Annotated in this window: 17 protein-coding genes and 1 tRNA gene; 13 read left to right on the top strand and 5 right to left on the bottom strand. The window is 66.5% G+C overall.

From position 1 onward, the window contains the following. Position 1: 1 nt before the first annotated feature. On the bottom strand, positions 2 to 1,366 hold the full coding sequence (locus tag CKJ84_RS01625; protein WP_095545736.1) for a PLP-dependent aminotransferase family protein: 1,365 nt from the start codon (positions 1,364 to 1,366) through the stop codon (positions 2 to 4). 79 nt (positions 1,367 to 1,445) lie between these two features. On the opposite strand from CKJ84_RS01625, the gene pdxS reads away from it, so the two are divergent. Beyond that, complete coding sequence (gene pdxS, locus CKJ84_RS01620; RefSeq protein WP_095545735.1) at positions 1,446 to 2,330, top strand: pyridoxal 5'-phosphate synthase lyase subunit PdxS; 885 nt, start codon at positions 1,446 to 1,448, stop codon at positions 2,328 to 2,330. Positions 2,331 to 2,436: 106 nt separating this feature from the next. Here pdxS and CKJ84_RS01615 read toward each other — a convergent pair whose 3' ends face one another. Next, entirely contained in the window at positions 2,437 to 3,924 is a 1,488-nt protein-coding gene (locus CKJ84_RS01615) for a peptide MFS transporter (protein ID WP_095545734.1), read from the bottom strand. Between the two features lie 67 nt (positions 3,925 to 3,991). Here CKJ84_RS01615 and dop point away from each other — a divergent pair, with 67 nt between their 5' ends. The 7 genes from dop (at position 3,992) to CKJ84_RS01580 (ending at position 13,381) form a co-directional block, all read left to right on the top strand. Next, a complete protein-coding gene (dop, locus tag CKJ84_RS01610) occupies positions 3,992 to 5,503 on the top strand; it encodes a depupylase/deamidase Dop (protein WP_095545733.1) in 1,512 nt (503 codons plus the stop codon). 1 nt (position 5,504) lies between these two features. Then, a complete protein-coding gene (locus tag CKJ84_RS01605) occupies positions 5,505 to 5,693 on the top strand; it encodes a ubiquitin-like protein Pup (protein WP_198949252.1) in 189 nt (62 codons plus the stop codon). Between the two features lie 5 nt (positions 5,694 to 5,698). Then, entirely contained in the window at positions 5,699 to 7,090 is a 1,392-nt protein-coding gene (gene pafA, locus CKJ84_RS01600) for a Pup--protein ligase (RefSeq protein ID WP_095545731.1), read from the top strand. A gap of 32 nt (positions 7,091 to 7,122) precedes the next feature. Further along, positions 7,123 to 9,078, top strand: coding sequence for a YafY family protein (locus tag CKJ84_RS01595; RefSeq protein ID WP_095545730.1), 1,956 nt, complete (start codon positions 7,123 to 7,125; stop codon positions 9,076 to 9,078). 83 nt (positions 9,079 to 9,161) lie between these two features. Next, a complete protein-coding gene (gene tatA, locus CKJ84_RS01590) occupies positions 9,162 to 9,449 on the top strand; it encodes a Sec-independent protein translocase subunit TatA (RefSeq protein WP_095545729.1) in 288 nt (95 codons plus the stop codon). Between the two features lie 78 nt (positions 9,450 to 9,527). After that, a complete protein-coding gene (tatC, locus tag CKJ84_RS01585; RefSeq protein ID WP_095546371.1) occupies positions 9,528 to 10,508 on the top strand; it encodes a twin-arginine translocase subunit TatC in 981 nt (326 codons plus the stop codon). A 5-nt stretch (positions 10,509 to 10,513) separates the two neighbouring features. Next, on the top strand, positions 10,514 to 13,381 hold the full coding sequence (locus CKJ84_RS01580) for an RNA helicase (RefSeq protein WP_095545728.1): 2,868 nt from the start codon (positions 10,514 to 10,516) through the stop codon (positions 13,379 to 13,381). Here CKJ84_RS01580 and CKJ84_RS01575 read toward each other — a convergent pair. After that, the gene (locus tag CKJ84_RS01575; RefSeq protein WP_095545727.1) at positions 13,378 to 14,001 is read right to left on the bottom strand and encodes a trypsin-like peptidase domain-containing protein; all 624 of its coding nucleotides are present in this window, start codon (positions 13,999 to 14,001) and stop codon (positions 13,378 to 13,380) included. The two genes, CKJ84_RS01580 and CKJ84_RS01575, sit on opposite strands and share 4 nt — an antisense overlap. A gap of 33 nt (positions 14,002 to 14,034) precedes the next feature. Here CKJ84_RS01575 and CKJ84_RS01570 point away from each other — a divergent pair, with 33 nt between their 5' ends. The 5 genes from CKJ84_RS01570 (at position 14,035) to CKJ84_RS01550 (ending at position 17,925) form a co-directional block, all read left to right on the top strand. Next, positions 14,035 to 15,135: a Xaa-Pro peptidase family protein gene (locus tag CKJ84_RS01570; RefSeq protein ID WP_095545726.1), complete on the top strand. Its 1,101-nt coding sequence runs from the start codon at positions 14,035 to 14,037 to the stop codon at positions 15,133 to 15,135. A 4-nt stretch (positions 15,136 to 15,139) separates the two neighbouring features. Next, positions 15,140 to 15,916, top strand: a complete 777-nt coding sequence (locus CKJ84_RS01565; RefSeq protein ID WP_095545725.1) for an SDR family oxidoreductase — start codon at positions 15,140 to 15,142, stop codon at positions 15,914 to 15,916. 5 nt (positions 15,917 to 15,921) lie between these two features. Further along, positions 15,922 to 17,121, top strand: coding sequence for a lipase family protein (locus tag CKJ84_RS01560; protein ID WP_095545724.1), 1,200 nt, complete (start codon positions 15,922 to 15,924; stop codon positions 17,119 to 17,121). Positions 17,122 to 17,241: 120 nt separating this feature from the next. Continuing rightward, the gene (locus CKJ84_RS01555) at positions 17,242 to 17,826 is read left to right on the top strand and encodes an FxsA family protein (protein ID WP_095545723.1); all 585 of its coding nucleotides are present in this window, start codon (positions 17,242 to 17,244) and stop codon (positions 17,824 to 17,826) included. A 25-nt stretch (positions 17,827 to 17,851) separates the two neighbouring features. After that, positions 17,852 to 17,925 (top strand) — tRNA-Leu (locus tag CKJ84_RS01550). Between the two features lie 4 nt (positions 17,926 to 17,929). On the opposite strand, the gene CKJ84_RS01545 is transcribed toward CKJ84_RS01550, so the two are convergent. Continuing rightward, complete coding sequence (locus CKJ84_RS01545) at positions 17,930 to 18,736, bottom strand: hypothetical protein (RefSeq protein ID WP_143340297.1); 807 nt, start codon at positions 18,734 to 18,736, stop codon at positions 17,930 to 17,932. Positions 18,737 to 18,763: 27 nt separating this feature from the next. Then, positions 18,764 to 20,320 (bottom strand): phytoene desaturase family protein, encoded by a 1,557-nt coding sequence (gene crtI / locus CKJ84_RS01540; protein ID WP_095545721.1) that lies wholly within the window; start codon positions 20,318 to 20,320, stop codon positions 18,764 to 18,766. Positions 20,321 to 20,336: the final 16 nt, after the last annotated feature.

Below are 20,336 nucleotides of genomic sequence, written 5' to 3'. Positions count from 1 at the left end.
GTCAGGCGGTCTTTCCCTGGTGGATGGCCCCGAGCGCGTAATGGAAGTCCTCATCCGTCAGGTGCGAAAAGCTCAGGACAAGCCCATCCCCACCGCCCGACCACAGGCTGGACTCGTGGCCGCACTCCACGCCGCTGGCGGCAAGTTGGTCCTCGAACTGTTGCCGCAGTGCAACGGTGGGAAACTCGGCGGTGACGTCTGCGCCGCCTGCTTCCGGCACGGTCACTCGCGCGCCGCGCGCTTCCAGGGCGGGGACCACCGTGGCGGCAACGGCTTTGCGACGTCGCGCGAGCCGGTTGTGCGCTGCACGCGCGTTCCGGCGCACGTAGCCGCGGTCGAGGAGGTGCGCGATGGCGCGCTGCGTCACCGTGGCCACCGGCATTCCCAGGAGCTCTCGGGTCTCCCGCAGCGCGGGAGCGAGCGCGGGGGAGGCCACGACATACCCCGCGGCGAGCTCGCGGGAGAGGAGCGTGGAGAACGTGCCGAGCGTGAGCACGTCGGCGCCCGGTGACAGCGCCGCGAGCGGGGGCTGTGGCGAGATGAGGTAGCGCAGCTCGGTGTTGAAGTCGTCCTCGATGAGCACGGCGCCGGTCCGCGTTGCCCAGTTGAGCAGGGAGGAGCGGCGCGAGGCGCTCATCGCACCGCCAAAGGGGTACAGGTGGGACGGAGTGACCAAGAGCGCGTTGAGGCGGTCTGAAAGCTCGCCCACGACCACCCCGCCGGGATCGGTGGCGCAGGGGACCACCTCGTGTCCGCTGAGGGGGATCACGCGACGCAGGCCGGGGTGGCCCGGGTCTTCAACGCCCACGCGCAGCCGCGACCCCAGTGTGTACAGGATGAGCTGCAGCCCTTCGCGCGATCCTCCAGTGACCACCACGTGTGCGGGGTCGACCTGTATGCCACGCGCGAGGCGCAGGTGCTCGGCGATGGCGGCTCTGAGTTCTGGTTCTCCGGTCTTATCCAGGCTGGCACCGTCCGCGTTAAGGGCGTCCCTCCAGGCCTTGCGCCACGCGGCCGGGCGCACTGCGCCGGCGCTGCCCGCGGACGGCCGCAATGACACCCGAGGGCGGGGTGTCGTCCTTGGGCGCGTGTCGCGCTGCGGCTCCTGCGCCGGTGGCGCAAGCGTGAGCGCCGGGTGGATCCGAGTCGGTGCGCCCTGTGCAGCGAGAAGGAAGCCCTCACTGATGAGTTGGTCGTAGGCGGTAACGACCGTGCCACGGGAGACGCCGAGCTGGCGGGCGAGTGCGCGTGTGCTGGAGACCGTGTCTCCGGGCTGCAGCGTGCCGTTGGTAACGGCGAGCCGAATCTGCTGCGCGATCTGTGTGGGCAAGGGGATGGGCAGCTCGGAGGAGATGCTGAGGAGCACACGATCACCAACTGGTACAAGGAATGAAAATGATACTGGACCTTGGAATCTACCAGTTATGCACTGACAATGGAGCACTATGACAGATTTCACCAAGTTTGCAGAACTCACCAACTCGTTCAAGAGCGGCGTGATCATGGACGTCGTCACGCCGGAGCAGGCGAAGATCGCCGAAGCGGCCGGTGCCGTGGCCGTCATGGCGCTCGAGCGCGTTCCCGCGGACATCCGCGCCGAGGGCGGCGTTGCTCGCATGTCCGACCCCGACCTCATCGAGGGCATCCTGAACGCCGTAAACATCCCGGTGATGGCGAAGGCCCGCATCGGCCACACCATGGAGGCGCGCGTCCTCGAGCACCTGGGCATCCACTACATCGATGAGTCCGAGGTGCTCAGCCCCGCCGATTACGCCCACCACGTGGACAAGCGCGCCTTCGACGTTCCCTTCGTCTGCGGCGCCACCAACCTCGGCGAGGCGCTGCGCCGCGTCAACGAGGGCGCCGCGATGATCCGCTCCAAGGGCGAGGCTGGCACCGGTGACGTCTCCGAAGCCACGAAGCACATGCGCGCCATCCGCAGCGAGATCGCAGCGCTGCAGGCCACCTACAATGCCAACCGCGACGAGCTCTACGTCGCCGCTAAGGAGCTGCAGGCACCCTACGAGCTGGTCTGCTACGTCGCGGAACACGGCAAGCTGCCGGTGCCGCTGTTTACCGCCGGCGGCGTGGCAACGCCTGCCGACGCCGCGCTGATGATGGAGCTCGGCGCCGACGGCGTCTTCGTCGGCTCCGGCATCTTCAAGTCCGGGAACCCGGAGGCACGCGCCAAGGCAGTGGTCAAGGCCGTGCGCAACTGGGACGACATCGCCGTCGTCACCGAGGCGTCCCGCGGCCTGGGCGAGGCGATGGTGGGCATCAACGTTGCTGACCTGCCCGCACCGCACCGCCTGGCAGAGCGCGGCTGGTAGCGCACGCCCCGCTCGTCGCGGAACTGAGGTAACGAGGAAAGCCGGCCCCGAGGGGCCGGCTTTGTGGTTGGGATGGGGACGCGGTGGCGTCGTGAAGCGAGGCGCGCTAGCGCACGTCGACGAACTTCTTCAGCACCCAGCGGCGAATCGAGATCAACCCTACGCCAAGCACAATGGTGATCACCGACAGCGTAATGAAGAACGTCCGCTCGGCGGAGGCATCATCAGGGTTGTACAGCGAGCCGAGCACGCCAGATAGCGCCGTGCCCATAGACAGCGACATCAACCAGGCAGCAAACAGCCGAGATTTAAACGCCTCAGGTGCTACCTTCGTTGCCAGCGAGTTGCCCACAGGAGACAACAGCAGCTCGCCCATCGTGAACATAAAGAGGATAAGCACCAAGACCAGCAGCGGCGTCGACTTCGGACCACCACCCGCGTACGGCAGGAAGAAGAAGAGCGCGCTACCTGTAACCAAGTTTGCCACACCAAACTTCACCGCAGATGACCACTGGCGCTGCCCCAGCGCAGTCCACATGGCTGCAAAGATGGGGGAGAAGACCACGATGAAGAAAGGGTTAAACGCCTGTACCTGGGCCGGCGTGAGCTCCCACATCAAGAAATTCAGGTTAGCGCGCTGATCGGAGTAGACCGCGACCACAGTGAATTGGGATTGAAAGATCGCGAAAAACGCCACAGAACCAAACAGGAGCGGAATGTAGCCGGTTAGACGCGACTTCTCAGCAGGGGTAACTTCATCAGAGTGGAACATTTCCCACAACAGGTAAATCGTGGCGATAAGAGCGATAGCAAACACGATCCACGACAGCGATCCGAGCGGAACAATGCCGGTGACCAGCAGCGCGACTACGACAACAACGACAGCAATTGCACCAATCGCCCACATACCACGCCGCTCGCGCGGCAGTGGATTTGGAACTTCAGATCCGACAGCGCCGATGGAAGACTTCCGCATAATGATGTACTGCGTCAGTCCCATTGCCATTCCGATCGCGGCAAGCCCAAAGCCCCAGTGGAAACCGGCCTTGCCCCACACTAGGCCAGTCAACGCCGGGCCAAATAGGGAACCAATATTGACCGACATGTAGAAGATGGAGAAGCCAGCGTCTCGGCGGGGATCCTCACGCGAGTACAAATCACCGAGCACCACCTGCGAGGACGTTTTGACTCCACCGGAGCCTATACCGATGCACACCAAGCCAGTGGCAAGGCCTAGACCGCCAGGCACAAGGGCGAGGACGATGTGTCCGACCATCACCAGGATCGCGGAGTAGAACAGTGTGCGCTCCGCGCCAAGCAACCGGTCACCCACAAACGAGGCGACCAGCGCCATCATGTAGACGAAGCCACCGTAGGCGCCCACGAGGTTAAGCGCCGTGGTCTGGTCAATGCCCAGACCACCTTCAGTGGTGGAGTAGTACATGTAGAAGGCCAGGAGGGCCTGCATGCCGTAGAAGCTGAAGCGCTCCCACAGCTCAATGCCGAAGAGGTTAGCGAGTCCCCAGGGCTGACCGAAGAATTTACGTTCCTTCGGCACTACACCTGGGTCGCTTGCGAGGGTCTCAGAACTCATGTAAATAAAATACGCCAGTATGCATTTTTCACACAAATAGGCATACCAACGAGTACGGTAGTTCAGTATGACACGTTACATGGGGACCGAGACCGAGTACGGGATCACGACCCCGGACGACCCGTCGATAAGCCCGCTGCTCACCTCGACGCACGCGGTGGTGGCGTATGCCGCAATGAATACGGCCGCCCGCTCCCGCTGGGACTACGAGGAGGAAGCACCGCTCAAAGACACCCGCGGGTTCGATCTGCAGCGCTACCGCACGGTGCCCGTGGTGGACCCGAACGCGATGGGCGTGGCCAACGTGGTGACCACCAACGGCGCGCGCTATTACGTCGACCACGGACACCCCGAGTACTCCTCGCCGGAGGTGTCCAACGCATGGGACGCGATGATCTATGACACCGCCGGGGACTACGTCCTCAACAAGGCCGCGGCGGACATCCGCGAGCTGTGGGAGCAGCAGGTCAGCGTACTGGACAAGACCGCGCCGTGCCCGCCGCTGAAGTTTTACAAAAACAACGTTGATGGCAAAGGCCAGTCGTACGGCAGCCACGAGAACTATCAGTACTCCCGCCAGACCGACTTCTCGCGGCTCACCCAGGCGCTCGTCCCGTTCTTTGTCACCCGCCAGGTCATCATCGGCGCAGGCCGCGTGGGTATCGGCCAGGAATCCGAGCGCGACGGCTTCCAGATCTCGCAGCGCGCGGACTACTTCGAGCAGGAAGTCTCGCTGGAAACCACGCTCAACCGCGGGATCGTCAACACGCGCGACGAACCGCACGCACTGGCCACGAAGTTCCGCCGCCTGCACGTCATCGTTGGCGATGCGAACATGAGCCAGTTCTCCAACTTTCTCAAGTTGGGGATGACCAAGCTCGTGCTCGACTGCATCGAGGCTGACGTCGACTTCAGCGACCTGCGGCTCGCCAACGCCGTCGACGAGATCAAGCAGGTCTCCCACGACCCAACGTGCACCCATCGCCTGTTGCTTGTCGACGGACGCCGGCTCACCGCAATCGAGCTCCTCCGCGAGTACCGCGAGCGTGCCGCAGCGCTCCCGGACCTTGACGAGGTCGATGCAAAGGTCCTGCGACTGTGGGGCGAGGTGCTTGACGACCTCGAGCGCGACCCGCTATCTACCGCGGACCGCCTCGATTGGACGGCGAAGTGGGCCCTCATCAGCCGGTACCTGGAGCGCGGCGTACCCATCTCGGACCCGAAGCTCAAGCTGATTGACATCCAATACGCCGACATTGACCCCGCGAAGTCGCTGTACCACGCCCTCGTGCGCAAGGGACAGATGCGCACGCTCGTGGACGAGGAAGTCATCCGCCGCGCCGTGACCGTGCCGCCGGAGGACTCCCGAGCGTGGTTCCGCGGCAAGGTGAGCGAAAAGTTCGGCGAGGTCATCATCGCGTCGAGTTGGCAGTCCGTCCTTTTTGCGGTGGGCGACCAGCCGATCCGGTTCCCCATGGACGAGGTCGACGGCTTGACCAGGGCGGAGGTCGGCGAGCTTATCGAGCGCGCCGAGACCGTCGAATCACTACTGAAAGGATTAGAATCGCACCATGTCTGACATGTCTAAGCAGCAGTTTGTACAAGGTGGCAACCACGGCGACTCCGGCGCGGACGAGGGCGCCGTTGATGCCGGGCAGGCCCAGCTGAACACCTCTGGCACCGACGACATCCTCGACGAGATTGACGCCCTGCTGGACACCAACGCCGAGGAATTCGTGCGCTCGTTCGTGCAGAAGGGCGGGCAGTAACCCGCATGGCCACCGTCTACCCCCGCCGCATCATGGGCGTGGAGACCGAGTTCGGCGTCACCGCGTTCGAAAACGGCAAGGCCGTGCTGACGCCCGAGGAAATCTCCCGCTATCTCTTTCGCCCGGTCGTCGCCGAGCACCGCAGCTCCAACATCTTCACCGACAACGCCTCGCGCCTCTACCTCGATGTTGGCTCGCACCCCGAGTACGCCACCGCGGAGTGCGACTCGGTCACCCAGCTGCTCAACTACGACAAGGCGGGCGAGGTCATCTTCAGCAACCTCGCCACGCAGGCAGAGCAGGCGCTCGAGCGGGACCGAGTGGGCGGCAAGGTCTTCCTGTTCAAGAACAACGTGGACTCCAAGGGCAACTCCTACGGCACGCACGAAAACTACCTGATCAGCCGCGAGCTCGCCCTGAAGTCGTTCGGCATGCAGCTCCTGCCGTTCCTGATTACCCGCCAGCTCATCTGCGGGGCCGGGATGATCAAGAAGGGGCGTTTCGTCCTCTCGCAGCGAGCGGACCAGGTGTGGGAGGGCGTCTCCTCGGCTACCACCCGCACCCGGCCAATCATCAACACCCGCGACGAGCCGCACGGCGATTCCCACCGCTTCCGGCGCATGCACGTCATCGTCGGCGACTCGAACATGGCGGAGCCCACGTTCGCGCTGAAGGTCGGCTCGACACTGTTGGTCATTGAGATGCTCGAAGCTGGCTTCGATCTCCCGGGCTTCACCCTCGACAACGCCATCGATCACATCCGCGACATCGCGGCGGACCCCACGGGCCAGACCCCACTCGCGCTCAAGAGCGGGGGCACAGTCACCGCACTCGAGGTCCAGCAAGCCACCTTGGATGCCGCACGGCGCTGGCTGGAGTCCCGGCCGGACGAGGGCACGCCGAACGAGGAAATGGCACGCGTCATTGACTTGTGGCAGCGCACTCTGGACGCGATTGCGTCGCAAGATTTCTCCGGCGTGGACCAAGAGATTGACTGGGTGATCAAGCGAAAGTTGTTGCTCCAGGTCAAAGACAAGCTCGGGGCTGAGTGGGACCATCCAAAGCTCGCGCAGATCGATTTGACCTACCACGACATCAACCGCGAGCGGGGGCTGTTCTACCTCCTGGAGCGCAAGGGGCTGGCGCGCCGCTGGACCACCGACGAAGCGATCGCCCACGCCGCGACAGCACCGCCGGAGACGACGCGCGCGTCGTTGCGCGGCCGGTTCCTCAGCGCTGCGCGCTCGGCGGGGATGGACCACAATGTGGACTGGGTCCACCTGAAAACCAACCGCCCGGAACCCCGCACCTTGGAGCTGCTCGACCCCTTCGCTACCGAGGACCAGCGCGTCGACGAGTTCATCGCACACATCCACGCGATGGACACCGCCGACTAGCCAGACCGGGGACGAGGGAGAAAGGCAGTTACGTGGCAGAGCTCGAACCGGAAGTCCGGCAGGCGAACCTGGCCTTTGCCATGCTGGGGTCCTCGCACGACCGCGAATCGGAGTGGGTTGCCCGCAACGTGGACGGCTACCAGGACCTGGAGACCGAAGCGTTACGCGTGAAGATCCGGCGCGATGTCGAGGCGCTGCGCCGGGCAGGAGTGCCCATTGCGTATTCCGGCGGAACCCTCACCATGGACCGGGACCGCTACGAGCTGGAACCCGTCGACCTCACCGAAGAAGAGGCGAGCGCCGTGGGCTTGGCGGTGGATCTCAGCACCGGCGGCTCTCTCGGCGCGTTTGCCCGCTCCGGCTGGACCAAGCTCGCGGCGTCCGGCGCGACCCGCGTGTTTGACAGCGCGCCGTTGACCTCTGCGGCCAGCGACGCCAACCGCATCGACCCGCAGGCATTCCACAACCTCCTCGCCGCGATTGAGCTGCAGAAGCGAGTCTCGTTCGACTTCACCCCAGCCGGCGGAGGGCACCCGCAGCGCCGGACGTTGGACCCGTGGGACATCGTCTCGCTGAACAATCGCGCCTACCTCGTAGGGTGGGACATCGCGCGCGACGCCGACCGCATCTTCCGGCTGGTCCGCGTCGCGAACGTGACCCTCGTGCGCGAGACCGAGGACTTCCACCAGTCGCCGGAGAACACCGGGGAGCTGGTTCGCGACGTGCTGCGCGGACCGGTCACCGACGCCATCGTCACCGTACGCCGCGGCACCTGCGAGGAACTCGCCGCCGCCGGCACTCGCGCGCTGGGCACCCGGGGCGACTCCCGTGCGGACCGCGACGAGATTCGTTTGCACGATGCCGAGCTCGACTGGGTGGTGCGCACATCGGCGGCCCACGCCGCCGACCTGGTCGCCGTGCAGCCGGAGACGGTCCGCAAACAGGTCATCGCCCTGCTCAAACATTCCGCCACGCCACACGACGCCCCGCTCCGCAGCGCAACGAGCGCCAAGGCCCCGTCGCCGGAGGACTCGGGCAGCCCGCGCCCTGCGGGTCACGCAAACTCCGCCGGGTCAACCAGGCTCGTCCGCCTCCTCAACCTCCTGCCGTACATCACGCGGCACCAGGGGAAGTCACTCATGGAGATCGCTCGCGACCTCAGGTCCAGCGTGGACGAGGTCCGCGACGACCTCAACCGGCTGCTGCTTTCCGGGGTCGGGCGCGGCCCGGGCGAGATGTTCGACCTCGAGCACACCTGGCGCGGTGTGACCGTCCTGGATGACCAGGGTCTCACCGCGCCACTCCATCTCAAGCCCACCGAGGCCCACGCGCTGCTGCTCCTGCTCGAATCGCTCGAGACGCTGCCCGGCCTGGTCAACGTCGACGCCGTGCGCTCCGCCGCGGACAAGATCCGCCGCGTTAACCGGAAGCGCGGGGTAGCGGACGTGGACCAGGTCGGCGGCCTGGGGTCCGTCGCGCAGGAGATCCGCCAGGCAATCGACGCCGGCAAGCAGCTCGAGCTCCGCTACTATTCCGCTTCCTCGGACCGGGTGACCGAGCGAACCGTTTCCCCGGTCGGCGTGTTTCAGCGCGATGAGCAGGCGTACCTGCAGGCGCTCGACGGCGACCGCGTCAAGTCCTTCCGGCTCGACCGAATTCGTGAGGTCAGGCAGGGGGAGGGGGACGCGGAGGCGTCGATAAGCGTCGCGCCCCTTGACCCCGACAACCCTTTCGGACTGGCCGATGCGCCACTCGCGCAACTGCTGGTGCGCAGCGACGCGACGTGGATGGCCGACTACTGGGAACTGGAGATCGACGAGGTGGGCGGCACCGGAGCGTGGGTGCCTGCGACGTTTCGCTTTGGCAGTGAGGACTGGCTGGTGAGGTTCTGCCTGGCCCACGCGGACCGACTGCGCCTGGTGGAACCGGAAAGCTTGGTGGACACGGTGCGCGAGCGTTCACTTCGCGCGCTCGACGCGTTAAGATGACGCGTTAGATATTCAGAAATTCAAACATTCGATGTCGATGTTTTCGTTGCAGGGCATCGCCAATACCCGTGGAAAGAGAAACCATGCCAAACATTGGTTGGACCGAGCTCATCATCATCCTGGTCATCGTGTTACTGCTGTTCGGCGCAAACAAGCTGCCGGACCTCGCGCGATCGATGGGTCGCTCCGCGCGCATCTTCAAGTCCGAGGTCGATGAGATGAAGCACGACGACGCGGGCGAGGCACCCAAGGCTCAGCCGAACGCGATCGAGTCCGGCCGCAACGCGGAGACCCAGTCCGTTGCGCAACCGGAGAGCTTCTGGAACAAGCCGGAGCACCAGCGCAACCAGACCCCGCCCGCACAGCAGTAGCCGCTCGCGGCAGAGAGGGGAAAAGCGTTGGCGCTGAAGCTCAAGCGCGCGAGGAAGCCGAAAAACCCGACCGGTGAGATGAGCCTGGTGGAGCACCTCCAGGAGCTACGCCGGCGCGTCATGGTGTCCATGGCCGCAATTTTGGTGGGCACAATTGTCGGCTTCATCTGGTATCAGACCGCCCCGCCGGGCATCTTTCCGTTGGGCGAAATCATTCGCGGCCCCTACTGCAACCTGCCCAGCGAACTGCGCGTAGACCTGGCCGGCGACGGCGAGTGCCGCCTGCTTGCCACCAGCCCGTTCGAGATGTTCATGCTGCGCCTGAAGGTCGGCGCCCTCGCCGGCCTCGTCCTGGCCTCCCCGGTGTGGCTGACGCAGATCTGGAACTTCATCACCCCGGGGCTGCACAAGAATGAGCGCCGCTACACTTTTACCTTTGTCACGCTGGCGGTCGCGCTGTTTGTGGCTGGCGCTGTGCTCGCGTACTTCGTGCTGGACAAGGGCCTGTACGTGCTCATGTCCATCGGCACCGAAGTGCAGGTCGGCGCACTCACCGGCGGCAATTACTACAGCTTCCTGCTCGCGTTGATCGTCATCTTTGGCGTGAGCTTCGAGCTGCCGCTCATCATCGTGATGCTCAACCTCATCGGCGTGCTGCGCTACGAGCATGTTCAGGACAAGCGCCGCATGATCATCGTGCTCATCTTCATCTTCGCCGCCATCATGACGCCGGGCCAAGACCCGTTCTCCATGGTCGCGCTCGCGCTGTCCATCACCGTGCTAGTGGAGATGGCCTTCCAATTCTGCCGCATTCATGACAAGCGCACGAACCAGTCGCGCCCGGAGTGGATGGACCTTGACGACGAGCAAGCGTCCGGCCCCGTCACCTCCTCCGGCTCCATCGGGCGCGCACAGCCCGTCGGCGCGACCTCCCGGCCAAGCGCGCCGTCGAGGGTTTCCCCGTCGGCACCGCCGGCGGCCCCGAGCGCCCCGCCCGCCCCGGGCCGCGGTGGCTCGCACACCTACGGTCACGGGGATCCGTTCAACGACGTACTGTAAGGGGCATGGATTCCAGCGTTACCCCCTCACAGTCAGACAACCAAAGTCTTTCGGAGGACAACACCGCCGAGACCACAGGGGCCACTGAGGCTTCCGCACCCTTAGCGTTTCTGCCGGAGTTCCGCGACGCTAAGCCCTTCCCACTCGACGACTTCCAGGTGGAGGCCTGCGCAGACATCGAGCGCGGCCACGGCGTCCTCGTGTGCGCACCGACCGGCTCCGGCAAGACGGTTGTTGGCGAGTTCGCCGTTGCGCTGGCCCTGCACCAAGGCACGAAGTGCTTCTACACCACGCCCATCAAGGCGCTGAGCAACCAGAAGTACCACGACCTCGTCGCCGAGCACGGCGAGGACGCCGTCGGCCTCCTCACCGGCGACACCTCAATCAACGGGTCCGCCGAAATCGTCGTGATGACCACCGAGGTGCTACGAAACATGATCTACGCGGACTCCCGGCAGCTTGACCGGCTCTCGCACGTGGTGATGGATGAAATCCATTACCTCGCCGACCGGGACCGCGGCGCGGTGTGGGAGGAAATCATCCTCAACCTGGACGAGTCCGTCAGCCTCGTCGGGCTGTCCGCCACCGTGTCCAATTCCGAGGAGTTCGGCGAGTGGCTCGACGCGGTGCGCGGTGATACCCGCGTGATCGTCTCCGAGCACCGCCCGGTCCCGCTGAGCCAGTACATGATGGTGGGCCGCAAGATCTTCCCGCTGTTCGAACCCGACACTGGCGGTACCGATGACACAGAGGGCGGGAAAGTGAACCGCGCCCTCGTCCACGCGATCGAGCGCATCGAGTCCGGCTCCCGCGACGAGGGACGCAGCGACTTCAAGGAGGGCCGCGGCTTCCGCGCCCGCTCGACCGGCCGCCGCAGCGGCGCCCAGCGCGCCCAGGACAAGGTCAAACCCGTCGGCCGCCCGCAGGTCGTCGCAGCACTGGGAAGCCGCGACATGCTCCCGGCCATCGTCTTCATCTTCTCCCGCGCGGGCTGCGACGGCGCCCTCTTCCAGTGCTTGCGCTCCCGCAAAGAGCTCACCACCCCGGAGGAGCAGGAGGAGGCAAGGGCTATTATCGACGCCGGCGTCGAAGGCATCCCCGACGAAGACCTCGACGTGCTCAACTTCCGCCAACTCCGCACGGCGTGGCTGCGCGGCTTCGCCGCCCACCATGCCGGCCTGCTCCCCGCGTTCAAACACATCGTGGAGCAGCTGTTCGTCCGGGGTCTGGTCAAAGTAGTTTTCGCCACCGAAACGCTTGCGCTGGGTATCAACATGCCGGCGCGCACCGTCGTGTTGGAGAAGCTGGTCAAGTTCAATGGCGAGGCGCACGTCGACCTCACGCCGGGGCAGTACACGCAGCTTACCGGCCGCGCGGGCCGCCGCGGCATCGACCATATCGGCAACGCGGTGGTGCAGTGGTCTCCGGCGATGGACCCGCACGAGGTGGCAGGCTTGGCGTCCACGCGCACCTACCCACTCATCTCGCAGTTCCAGCCCGGGTACAATATGGCGATCAACATGCTGGGCATGAACGGTTACGACGACTCCATCCGGCTCATCGAGCAGTCGTTCGCCCAGTTTCAGACCAACCGCTCCGTGGTGGGCGAGGTGCGTGAGATCGACCGCCTGCGCTCCAAGGTACGCAGCCTGCGCGCGCAACTGGAACGAGACGTGGCCGGCTTTAACCCGCCGGGCACGGACCCGGCGGCGGCCCTGGAGGAGTACCTGCAGTTGCGCCGCGACCTCTCCGAGGCTGAGAAGGACGCGCGCCGCCACGCGCTGGAAAACCGCCAGGCGGAGACGGAGACGATCCTGGGGCGGCTGCGCGTCGGCGAGGTCATCGCCTTGCCGGGGAAGAAGAAGCCGGAGCTAGCCGCCGTCGTACAGGTGGCGGGAAAGAAGCGCGATCCCCGCCCGTGGGTGACCACGGAACGCGGCTGGTCCGGGCGCATCGACGCCGGCTCGTTTCGCAACGCGCCAGTCGTCGTTGGGCAGATCAAGGTACCCCGCCACGTGCAGGACCAGCCGCGCAAGCACACCCGCAAAGTGGTGAACATGCTGCACAGCGGGAATTTCAACGCGCCGCGTAAGCTCAAGGACAAGGTGCGGGTCCGGCCCAGCAAGAAGGTGACCGCGCTGCGCGAGGCCATGCACAACCACCCGGTGCACGCGTGGCCGCCGCATGACCGCGAGGTGCTCGCGCGTGTCGGGGAGGAGCTGGTGCGCAACGAGCGCAAGCTGCGCCGGCTGACCAACAGCGTGGATCGTTCGACCGATTCGTTGGGCCGCACCTTCGAGCGCATCATCGGACTGCTCACGGAGATGGACTACGTCGAGCTCATCGGCGGCGAGCCGCGCGTGACCGACGAAGGCGAGCGCCTGGCGCGCATCCACAACGTCTCCGACCTGCTCGTCGCGCAGTGCCTCAAGCGCGGTATTTGGGACGAGCTGGACCCCGCGGAGCTCGCCGGCGTGGCGTCCATGGTGGTGTTTGAAAACCGCAAGGCCACGCACGGCGAACCGGAGGCTGCCACGGACCGAATGGCGGAGGCGATGGGGGAGACCATGCGCGTCTACGGCGAGCTCTCCTTTGATGAGCAGCGCCACCAGCTGCCGGTGACGCGACTCCCGGATCCCGCGTTCTCGCTCGCCATGCACCAGTGGACCGCCGGCGCCCCGCTCGGGTACGCGCTGGCGGCCGCCGCGGAGTCCGGCACCGAGCTGACCCCCGGCGACTTTGTGCGCTGGTGCCGCCAGGTCATCGACCTGCTCGAGCAGGTCAAAAAGACTGGATACAGCGACGAGGTCCGCGATAGCGCCAACCGGGCCATTGACGCTATTCGACGCGGCGTCGTCGCCATCGGCAACTAGCAGGCGGCCCGTGCCGCCTCGATGGCGTCGCGCACTTCCCGGTTCAGCAGAGAGACGGTGGCGAGGTGCAGGTTGACGCGCCACGGGTCGAGGATGAGGGACTGGATGCCGGCGAGGTGGGCGTCGATAAGCACTGGGCCCCCGGAGTCCCCCTTGATCGCGGGGGCGGCGTTGGCGACGATGCCCGCCGGGCGCACGATGGTGCGCATGCTGCGCGAAAAGGCGAGCGGAAGCGTGATGAGGAATCGCCCGTCGCGGGCCGCGGGGGAGGTGGCGCCGCCGCCGAATCCGAACGTGACCGTACGTTTCAGCGCGCTTCCAAGCAAGCGCGCCGGCGGGGCGAGGGGCGGGTACGGTCCAGGCGGCGCGTCGTCGGCGGTGCGGACGCGATTGAGCGTGATGAGAGCCACGTCGGTGCCTTCGAAGATGCGCACTTCGCGGGCGCGACGGCGGGTGCCCCGCAGGCGCACCGTGATGCGGGACGGGGCGGGGCGCTCTGGAAGCAGGAAATGGGCGCAGGTGAGCACCGTGTCCTGAGCAACGAGGATGCCCGAGCAGTAGCGCGCGCCCACGGAGCAGCGGACGATCAAGTCGGGGTAGCAGGGGACAGGGTCGGTCACGCGCTCGAGTGTAACTGGCCTATCATTGCCAGCATGACGCGTATAGATCAGTCCACGTTCGCACACCGTCGATCCCGTGCCGCCGAGCTCGTTGCGGCGCACAAGCTCGGGGGCCTGGTTGTTGGCACCGGCCCGGAGTTTGCCTACCTCACCGGCTCCTGGGCCTCCTCGCACGAGCGGCTCACCGCCCTTGCCATCGGGCCGGACGGGCGGGTCGTGCTCGTCGCTCCGGTGACGGACATTGGCAGCCTGGGCGTTGCCGGCGACGATGTGGAAATCCGCGGCTGGCAGGACGGGCAGGACCCGTACCAGCTGGCAACTGAGGCGCTCGATGCGTCCGCACCCGTGGCGCTGGGCAGCTCGCTGACCGCCAACCACGTCTTCGCGCTGCAGGCCCTGCTCCCGCAGACCCGTCTGGCAACGGACACGCTCGCCGAGCTGTTTATGGCTAAGGAACCGGCCGAGCTGGCAGAGCTCAAGCGCGCCGGCGAGGCAATCGACCGCGTCCACGCCCGCGTGCCGGAGTTCCTGGTGGCGGGCCGCACCGAGGCGCAGGTGGCCGCCGAGCTGGACCGCCTGATCATGGACGAGCACGAGTCCGTCGACTTTGTCATCGTCGGCTCCGGCGAAAACGGCGCCAACCCGCACCACGACTTCTCCGAGCGTGTGCTGGAAGACGGCGACGTAGTTGTCGTGGACCTGGGCGGCACGCTGGATTCTGGCTACCACTCGGACTGCACCCGCACCTACATCGTGGGCGGCGACCCTGCGAAGGCGGATCCCGAGGTGGTCAAGGCCTACGAGGTACTGTTCCGCGCCCACCAGGCGGCGGTCACCGCGGCACGCCCCGGCATCACCGCCGGCGAGCTGGACGCGGTGGCGCGCGGCGTGATCGAGGAGGCCGGGTACGGCGAGTACTTCACGCACCGCCTGGGCCACGGCATCGGCCTGGCGGGCCACGAGAACCCGTTCATCATCGCCGGCAACGACACCGCATTGCAGGCCAACATGGCGTTTTCCATCGAGCCGGGCATCTACCTGCCGGGCAAGTGGGGCATGCGCCTGGAAGACATCGTTTACCTGGACGAGGACGGCGCAGTCTCGCTGGATAACGTCTCCCGCGACCTCCGCTAAGCCCATGTCTCGACCCATCCGCGGCGGGAGGACCGCCGAACCGCCCACCACCGGCACCGTGCTCGTGCTCGGCGGCACCAGCGACATTGGCACCGCCATCGCCCTGCGCGTCTGCTCCGGGCGGAGGGTCGTGCTGGCCATGCGCGAGCCCGAACGCGCTGACGCTCGCGCCATCGCGGAGTGTCTGCGCGAAGCCGGCGCCGCCAGCATCGAGTGCATCCGGTTCGAGGCCACGGAGCTCGAGTCCCACCGCCGGATAGTGGAATCCGTGCACGCCGCGGAGGAGATCACCACCGCCGTTGTCGCGTTTGGCATCCTCGGCGATCAGGCGCGTGCCGAGCGCGACGAGTCCGAGGCCGTCCGCATCGGCAGCGTGGACTACCTCGCACAAATCAGCGCGCTGACCGTGCTGGCGGACGTCATGGGTCGCGGCAACATTGTCGCATTCTCATCCATCGCCGGCTGGCGGGCCCGCCGCGCGAACTACGTCTACGGCTCCACCAAGGCGGGGCTCGACGCGTTCTGCCAGGGCCTGGCGGACCGGCTCCACGGCTCGGCGCTGCACTTGATCACCGCGCGCCCCGGGTTTGTTATCGGCTCGATGACGGAGGGGATGACGCCCGCGATCATGTCGGTGACTCCGGACGAAGTCGCCGATGCGGTCGTCGACGCCGCCCAGCGGGGCCGCAGCACAACCGTGTGGATCCCGCGCCGCCTCGCCGCGCTCGCGCTGGTCATGCGCCTCGTCCCGCGCCCGATCTGGCGTCATATGCCGAGGTAGGACGCATGTTTCCTCTCACCCGCACAATCGCGGGGCTGCTTCTCGACGCCCTCCACGACCCCCGCCGCACCGAGCCGGAGCACACCACGCCGACGTGGGTGACGGGCATGACTCCCGGATCCCTCCTCAACGCCCGCGAAATCAAGGCCGTAGGCCTGACCAAGCGTCTCAACCCCGCCGACGTTTGGGGGATCGACTACGTTACTGCGGACGAGGACGGCCGCGCCCTCACCGCCACCGGGGCGGTCTTCCGCTCGCGCACCCCTTGGCCGGGCCACGGCCCGCGCCCCACCATCGCGTTCGCCCCCTCCACGCAGGGCGTCGCCCCGCGCTGCAATCCCTCGTACTCCTGCACCGTCGGCCTCGCCCCGCGCCGCGCGCCGTGGGACCTCATCGCCGCCTACGAGCAGCCGGCGATCAACCTGCTGCTCGCGGCCGGCGCCAACGTCGTGCTCACCGACTACCCCCGAAACCCGGCGGAGAACGTGCAGCTGTACTGCGACCATGTCGCCGCCGCGCAGTCGCTCATCGACGCCACCCGCGCCGCTTCATCCCTCTCCGTCGACACCACCGTGCTCGGCTTGTGGGGCTTCTCCCAGGGCGGCGGGGCAGTGGGCGCCTGGCTCGAACGCCCGGAGTACGCCCCGGAGCTCCAGCCGCAAGCCGCCGTCGTCGGCGCGCCCCCGGCCGCGCTCGTGCCGATGCTCGACCACGTCGACGGCGCCATGCCTTCCGTAGTGATCCTTTACGCCGTCGCGGGCCTCATGGCGCACCACCCGGACCTGGCGGATGAGATCCTGCCGCACCTCAGCCCCGAAGGCGCCGCGACGATCCTGGCGGACTCGGACCTCTGCGCCGTCGGGGCATCGCTTCGCCGCCCCTGGGCGCACACGACCCGGTGGACTCGCAGCGGCCTCAGCATGGCGGAGCTCCTCCACTCCCTCCCTGGCACCTCCGAGCACCTCGAGTCGATCGCGCTCGGACGCAGGCGGCCGCTGCGCATCCCGACCCGGTTCTGGGGCTCGCTCCACGACGACATCATCCCGTACCCGCAGCTCACCGCGCTCGCGGACGCGTGGGAGATTCCGTTGCAGACGCGCCGCATGCCGCGCGTGCCGGGCAGGACTGGCGTCAACCACTATGGCCCGTATTTCCAACATCTGGCTGGTGACGTCAAATGGCTCGTGCGACAGCTGGACAGGTAGTCTGGCCGCATGCCGCGCGTGCCGGGCAGGACTGGCGTCAACCACTATGGCCCGTATTTCCAACATCTGGCTGGTGACGTCAAATGGCTCGTGCGACAGCTGGACAGGTAGTCTGGCCGCATGCCGCTGTTTATTTTCGCCTACTTTCTCATTGAGGCACTCGCGTTCTTCGGCGTTGCCAAGCTCATCGGCGTCGGCTGGGCACTGCTCGCCATCTTCGCGCTGATGTTTCTCGGTGGTGCGCTCGCCAGCCTCGCGCTGCGTGGCACGCTAGTCAACGCCGCCGAGGGGCGCTCGTCGCTCGGCAGGGTAGCGGGGGACTCCGCCCTGTTGATGACGGGATGGCTGCTGTGCATCATTCCCGGCTTCGTCAGCTCCCTGCTCGGGTTCCTGCTCATCTTCGGCCCCACCCGCGGGTTCCTGCGCCGCTTCATCAGAACGCGGACGATTCGGAGCATGGAAAACTTCGGTGTCCGCGTGTACAACACCTCGCCGCTGTCGCAGTTCCAGACCAGCTACGGCAGCTTTGGCACCGGCCGGCAGGCAGGCAGCCACCAGGCGCACGAGCAGGACACGGAGCACGACGTCATTGACGCCGACGAGCTCGAGGCCATGTTCCGCGCCGAAGGTCCGGAGGGTGATCGTGGCGACGGGGACGGAGGGGCGTCGACAAGCAAAGAGCCCGACGGCGGAAAGGACAAGTAGGTGCAGGGTACGATGACTGCCTGTTGCCCCTATAGCCCAATCGGCAGAGGCAGTCGACTTAAAATCGATTCAGTGTGGGTTCGAGTCCCACTGGGGGCACCGATTAGCTCACCGCGTCAACGGCGTCCTGCAGCAGCCGCGTGACCTGCTCCGGGTCCTCGCCGGAACCGGTGATTTGGACAACGGTGTTGCCAAAGCGGCCGTAGACCGTCTCTCCGGTGTAGGACATTGCGCCCTCGACGGTGGTTACGCCGGAGAAGGAATCGTCCGCGCCCTCAAATTTCAGGTCCGACTTCTCGTACGTGTTGTGGGAAGAGACGGCCTGCTCTCCGGTGCCGGACGTGATCGTGATGTCAGTGCAGTCGCCGCTGTAGACGTCGCTGCGCTTCAGCAGCGCCTTCGCGTCGTCCTCGTTGCCAAATTCCGCGACGACCAGGTCCACCGACGGACCGCTGGCCGGGTCTTGGCCCTCGGGCATCTCTGCCGGCTTGGACAGCAGGGTGGATTTCGAGTGCTTGGTCATGAGGTTGTCCAGGACCTTGGTCTCGTCGGAGAAGTCGCACTGCGGCGGATCCACGGTGACATCGCTGGGCGTCTCCATCGACTGGTCGTCGCCGCCCATCTGCTCGTAGAGCGCATTCAGGTCCGTTTCCTCCGCGGTGGGGTACTGCTCCTTGAACGCGGCGATGACCTTGTTGGCTTCCTCGCCGTACTCGGCGGGCGGCTCGCCGGTGCCTCGGTCTTCCGCCGGCGCAGCTTCCACGGGACTCTCAGTGCTCTCAGACGATGGGGACTCCTGCGATGCCGTTGCGCTCGTGTCGGTGCTGGTCGAGTCATCGGCCGAGCAGCCGGCAAGCGCCAGGCCCACCGAGGTCAGCAGTGTCGCGGCAATTACGGTGTGTCGTTTCATGCGCCCGACCATACGTGATCGACGCCGTCAGGCGGTAGGTAAAGGCCCAGAACTTGTATCGCCGCGGAGCCGTTTCACCACGTTCTCGGCAGAAATGAGGCACATCGGCACGCCCACCCCCGGCACCGTCGTCGCGCCCGCATAGTAGAGATCCTCCAGTTTGCGAGACGCGTTGCGCCCGCGCAGAAACGCCGATTGCCGCAGCGTGTGCGCCGGGCCGATCGCGCCTCCGGACCACGCGCGGTAGCGGTCCGCGAAGTCTGCGGGCCCGACCGTCTTATGCACGACGATCCGCTCGCGCAGGTCCGGGATGCCGCACCACTCCGCGATCTGCGTCAGGACAGCGTCGGCGATCGCTTCGACGCTTGTCGACGCCCCGCCTCCGTACGCATCTCCGCCCCCAACATCCGTCTGGGCGGGCACCGGGACGAGGACGAAGAGGTTCTCGTGCCCCTCGGGCGCCGTGCCGGGGTCCGTGGCCGACGGCTTGGATACGTAGATTGAGCGCGAGGCGCCCAGCGGACGCGCGTCGACGGGGCCGTCGAACACCGCGTCAAAGTCCGTGCCCCACTCGCGGCTGAACAGCAGGTTGTGGTGCGCCAGCTGGGGCAGCGCTCCGCGCACCCCCAGGGTGAGCAGGACGGCGCTGACCCCGGGGTTGCGCTTGGCAAAGTAGGGCTCGTCGTAGGTCCTCTTGTCCGCCGGGAGCAGGCGTGTTTCGGTGTGGTGGAGGTCGGCGGCGGAGACGGTGGCGTCGAAAAGCAATTGCTCCGTGCCAACGCGCACGCCCGTGGCGCGGCCGCCGGAGTGCGTGATGGCGGTGACCTCCGTGCCGAGGCGGAAGCGGACGCCCTGCTCGCGGGTGATGCGGTAGATGGCGTCGACGACGGCGGCGAATCCGCCTAGCGGGTAGCGCACGCCCTGGGTGAGGTCGGTGTGGCTCATCAGGTGGTAGAGCGACGGGGTCTTCGACGGGGGCGACGACAGGAACACCGCCGGATAGGTGAGCATCTGGCGCAGGCGGACATCGCTGAAGCGACGCGCCACGAAGCGGTCGAGCGGGGTGGTGAGGAACTTGGCCAGGTCGGCGTAGCCGGCGCGCACCTCCGGCGCGAGGAACGCGGCGGGGGAGGAGAATGTGGTGTAGAGGAAGTGGCGCAACGCCAGGTCGTAGATGCGCTCGGCGGAGTCGAGGTATTCGGTGAGTTTCGCGCCCGCGCCGGGCTCGATGGACTCAAAAAGCGCCGCAGCGCGCGCGGGGTCCGCGGGGACGTCGAGTGGCGCCTGGCACTCGGGAAACAGGCGGTACGCGGGATCCAGCGGAACGAGGTCGAGCAGCTCCTCCGTGCGGTAGCCAAAGAGCGCGAAGAAGTGGTCAAACGCGTCCGGCATGAGGTACCAGGACGGGCCCATGTCGAAGCGGAACCCGTCGAAGGTTTCCTCCCCGGCCCGCCCGCCAACTGCGTTCAAGCGCTCGAAGACGGTCACCTCGTATCCCTCGCGGGCCAGGAGCGCGGCGGTGGCGAGGCCGGCGAACCCGGCGCCGATCACGGCTGCGGTTGGTGACGAGGCTGAAGTGGACACGGGAAGTACACCTTTC

The organism is Corynebacterium sp. NML 120412 (assembly GCF_002285155.1).
In the GTDB taxonomy this organism is placed as follows: domain Bacteria; phylum Actinomycetota; class Actinomycetes; order Mycobacteriales; family Mycobacteriaceae; genus Corynebacterium; species Corynebacterium gottingense.
This window is presented reverse-complemented; position numbering and strand designations above follow the sequence as displayed.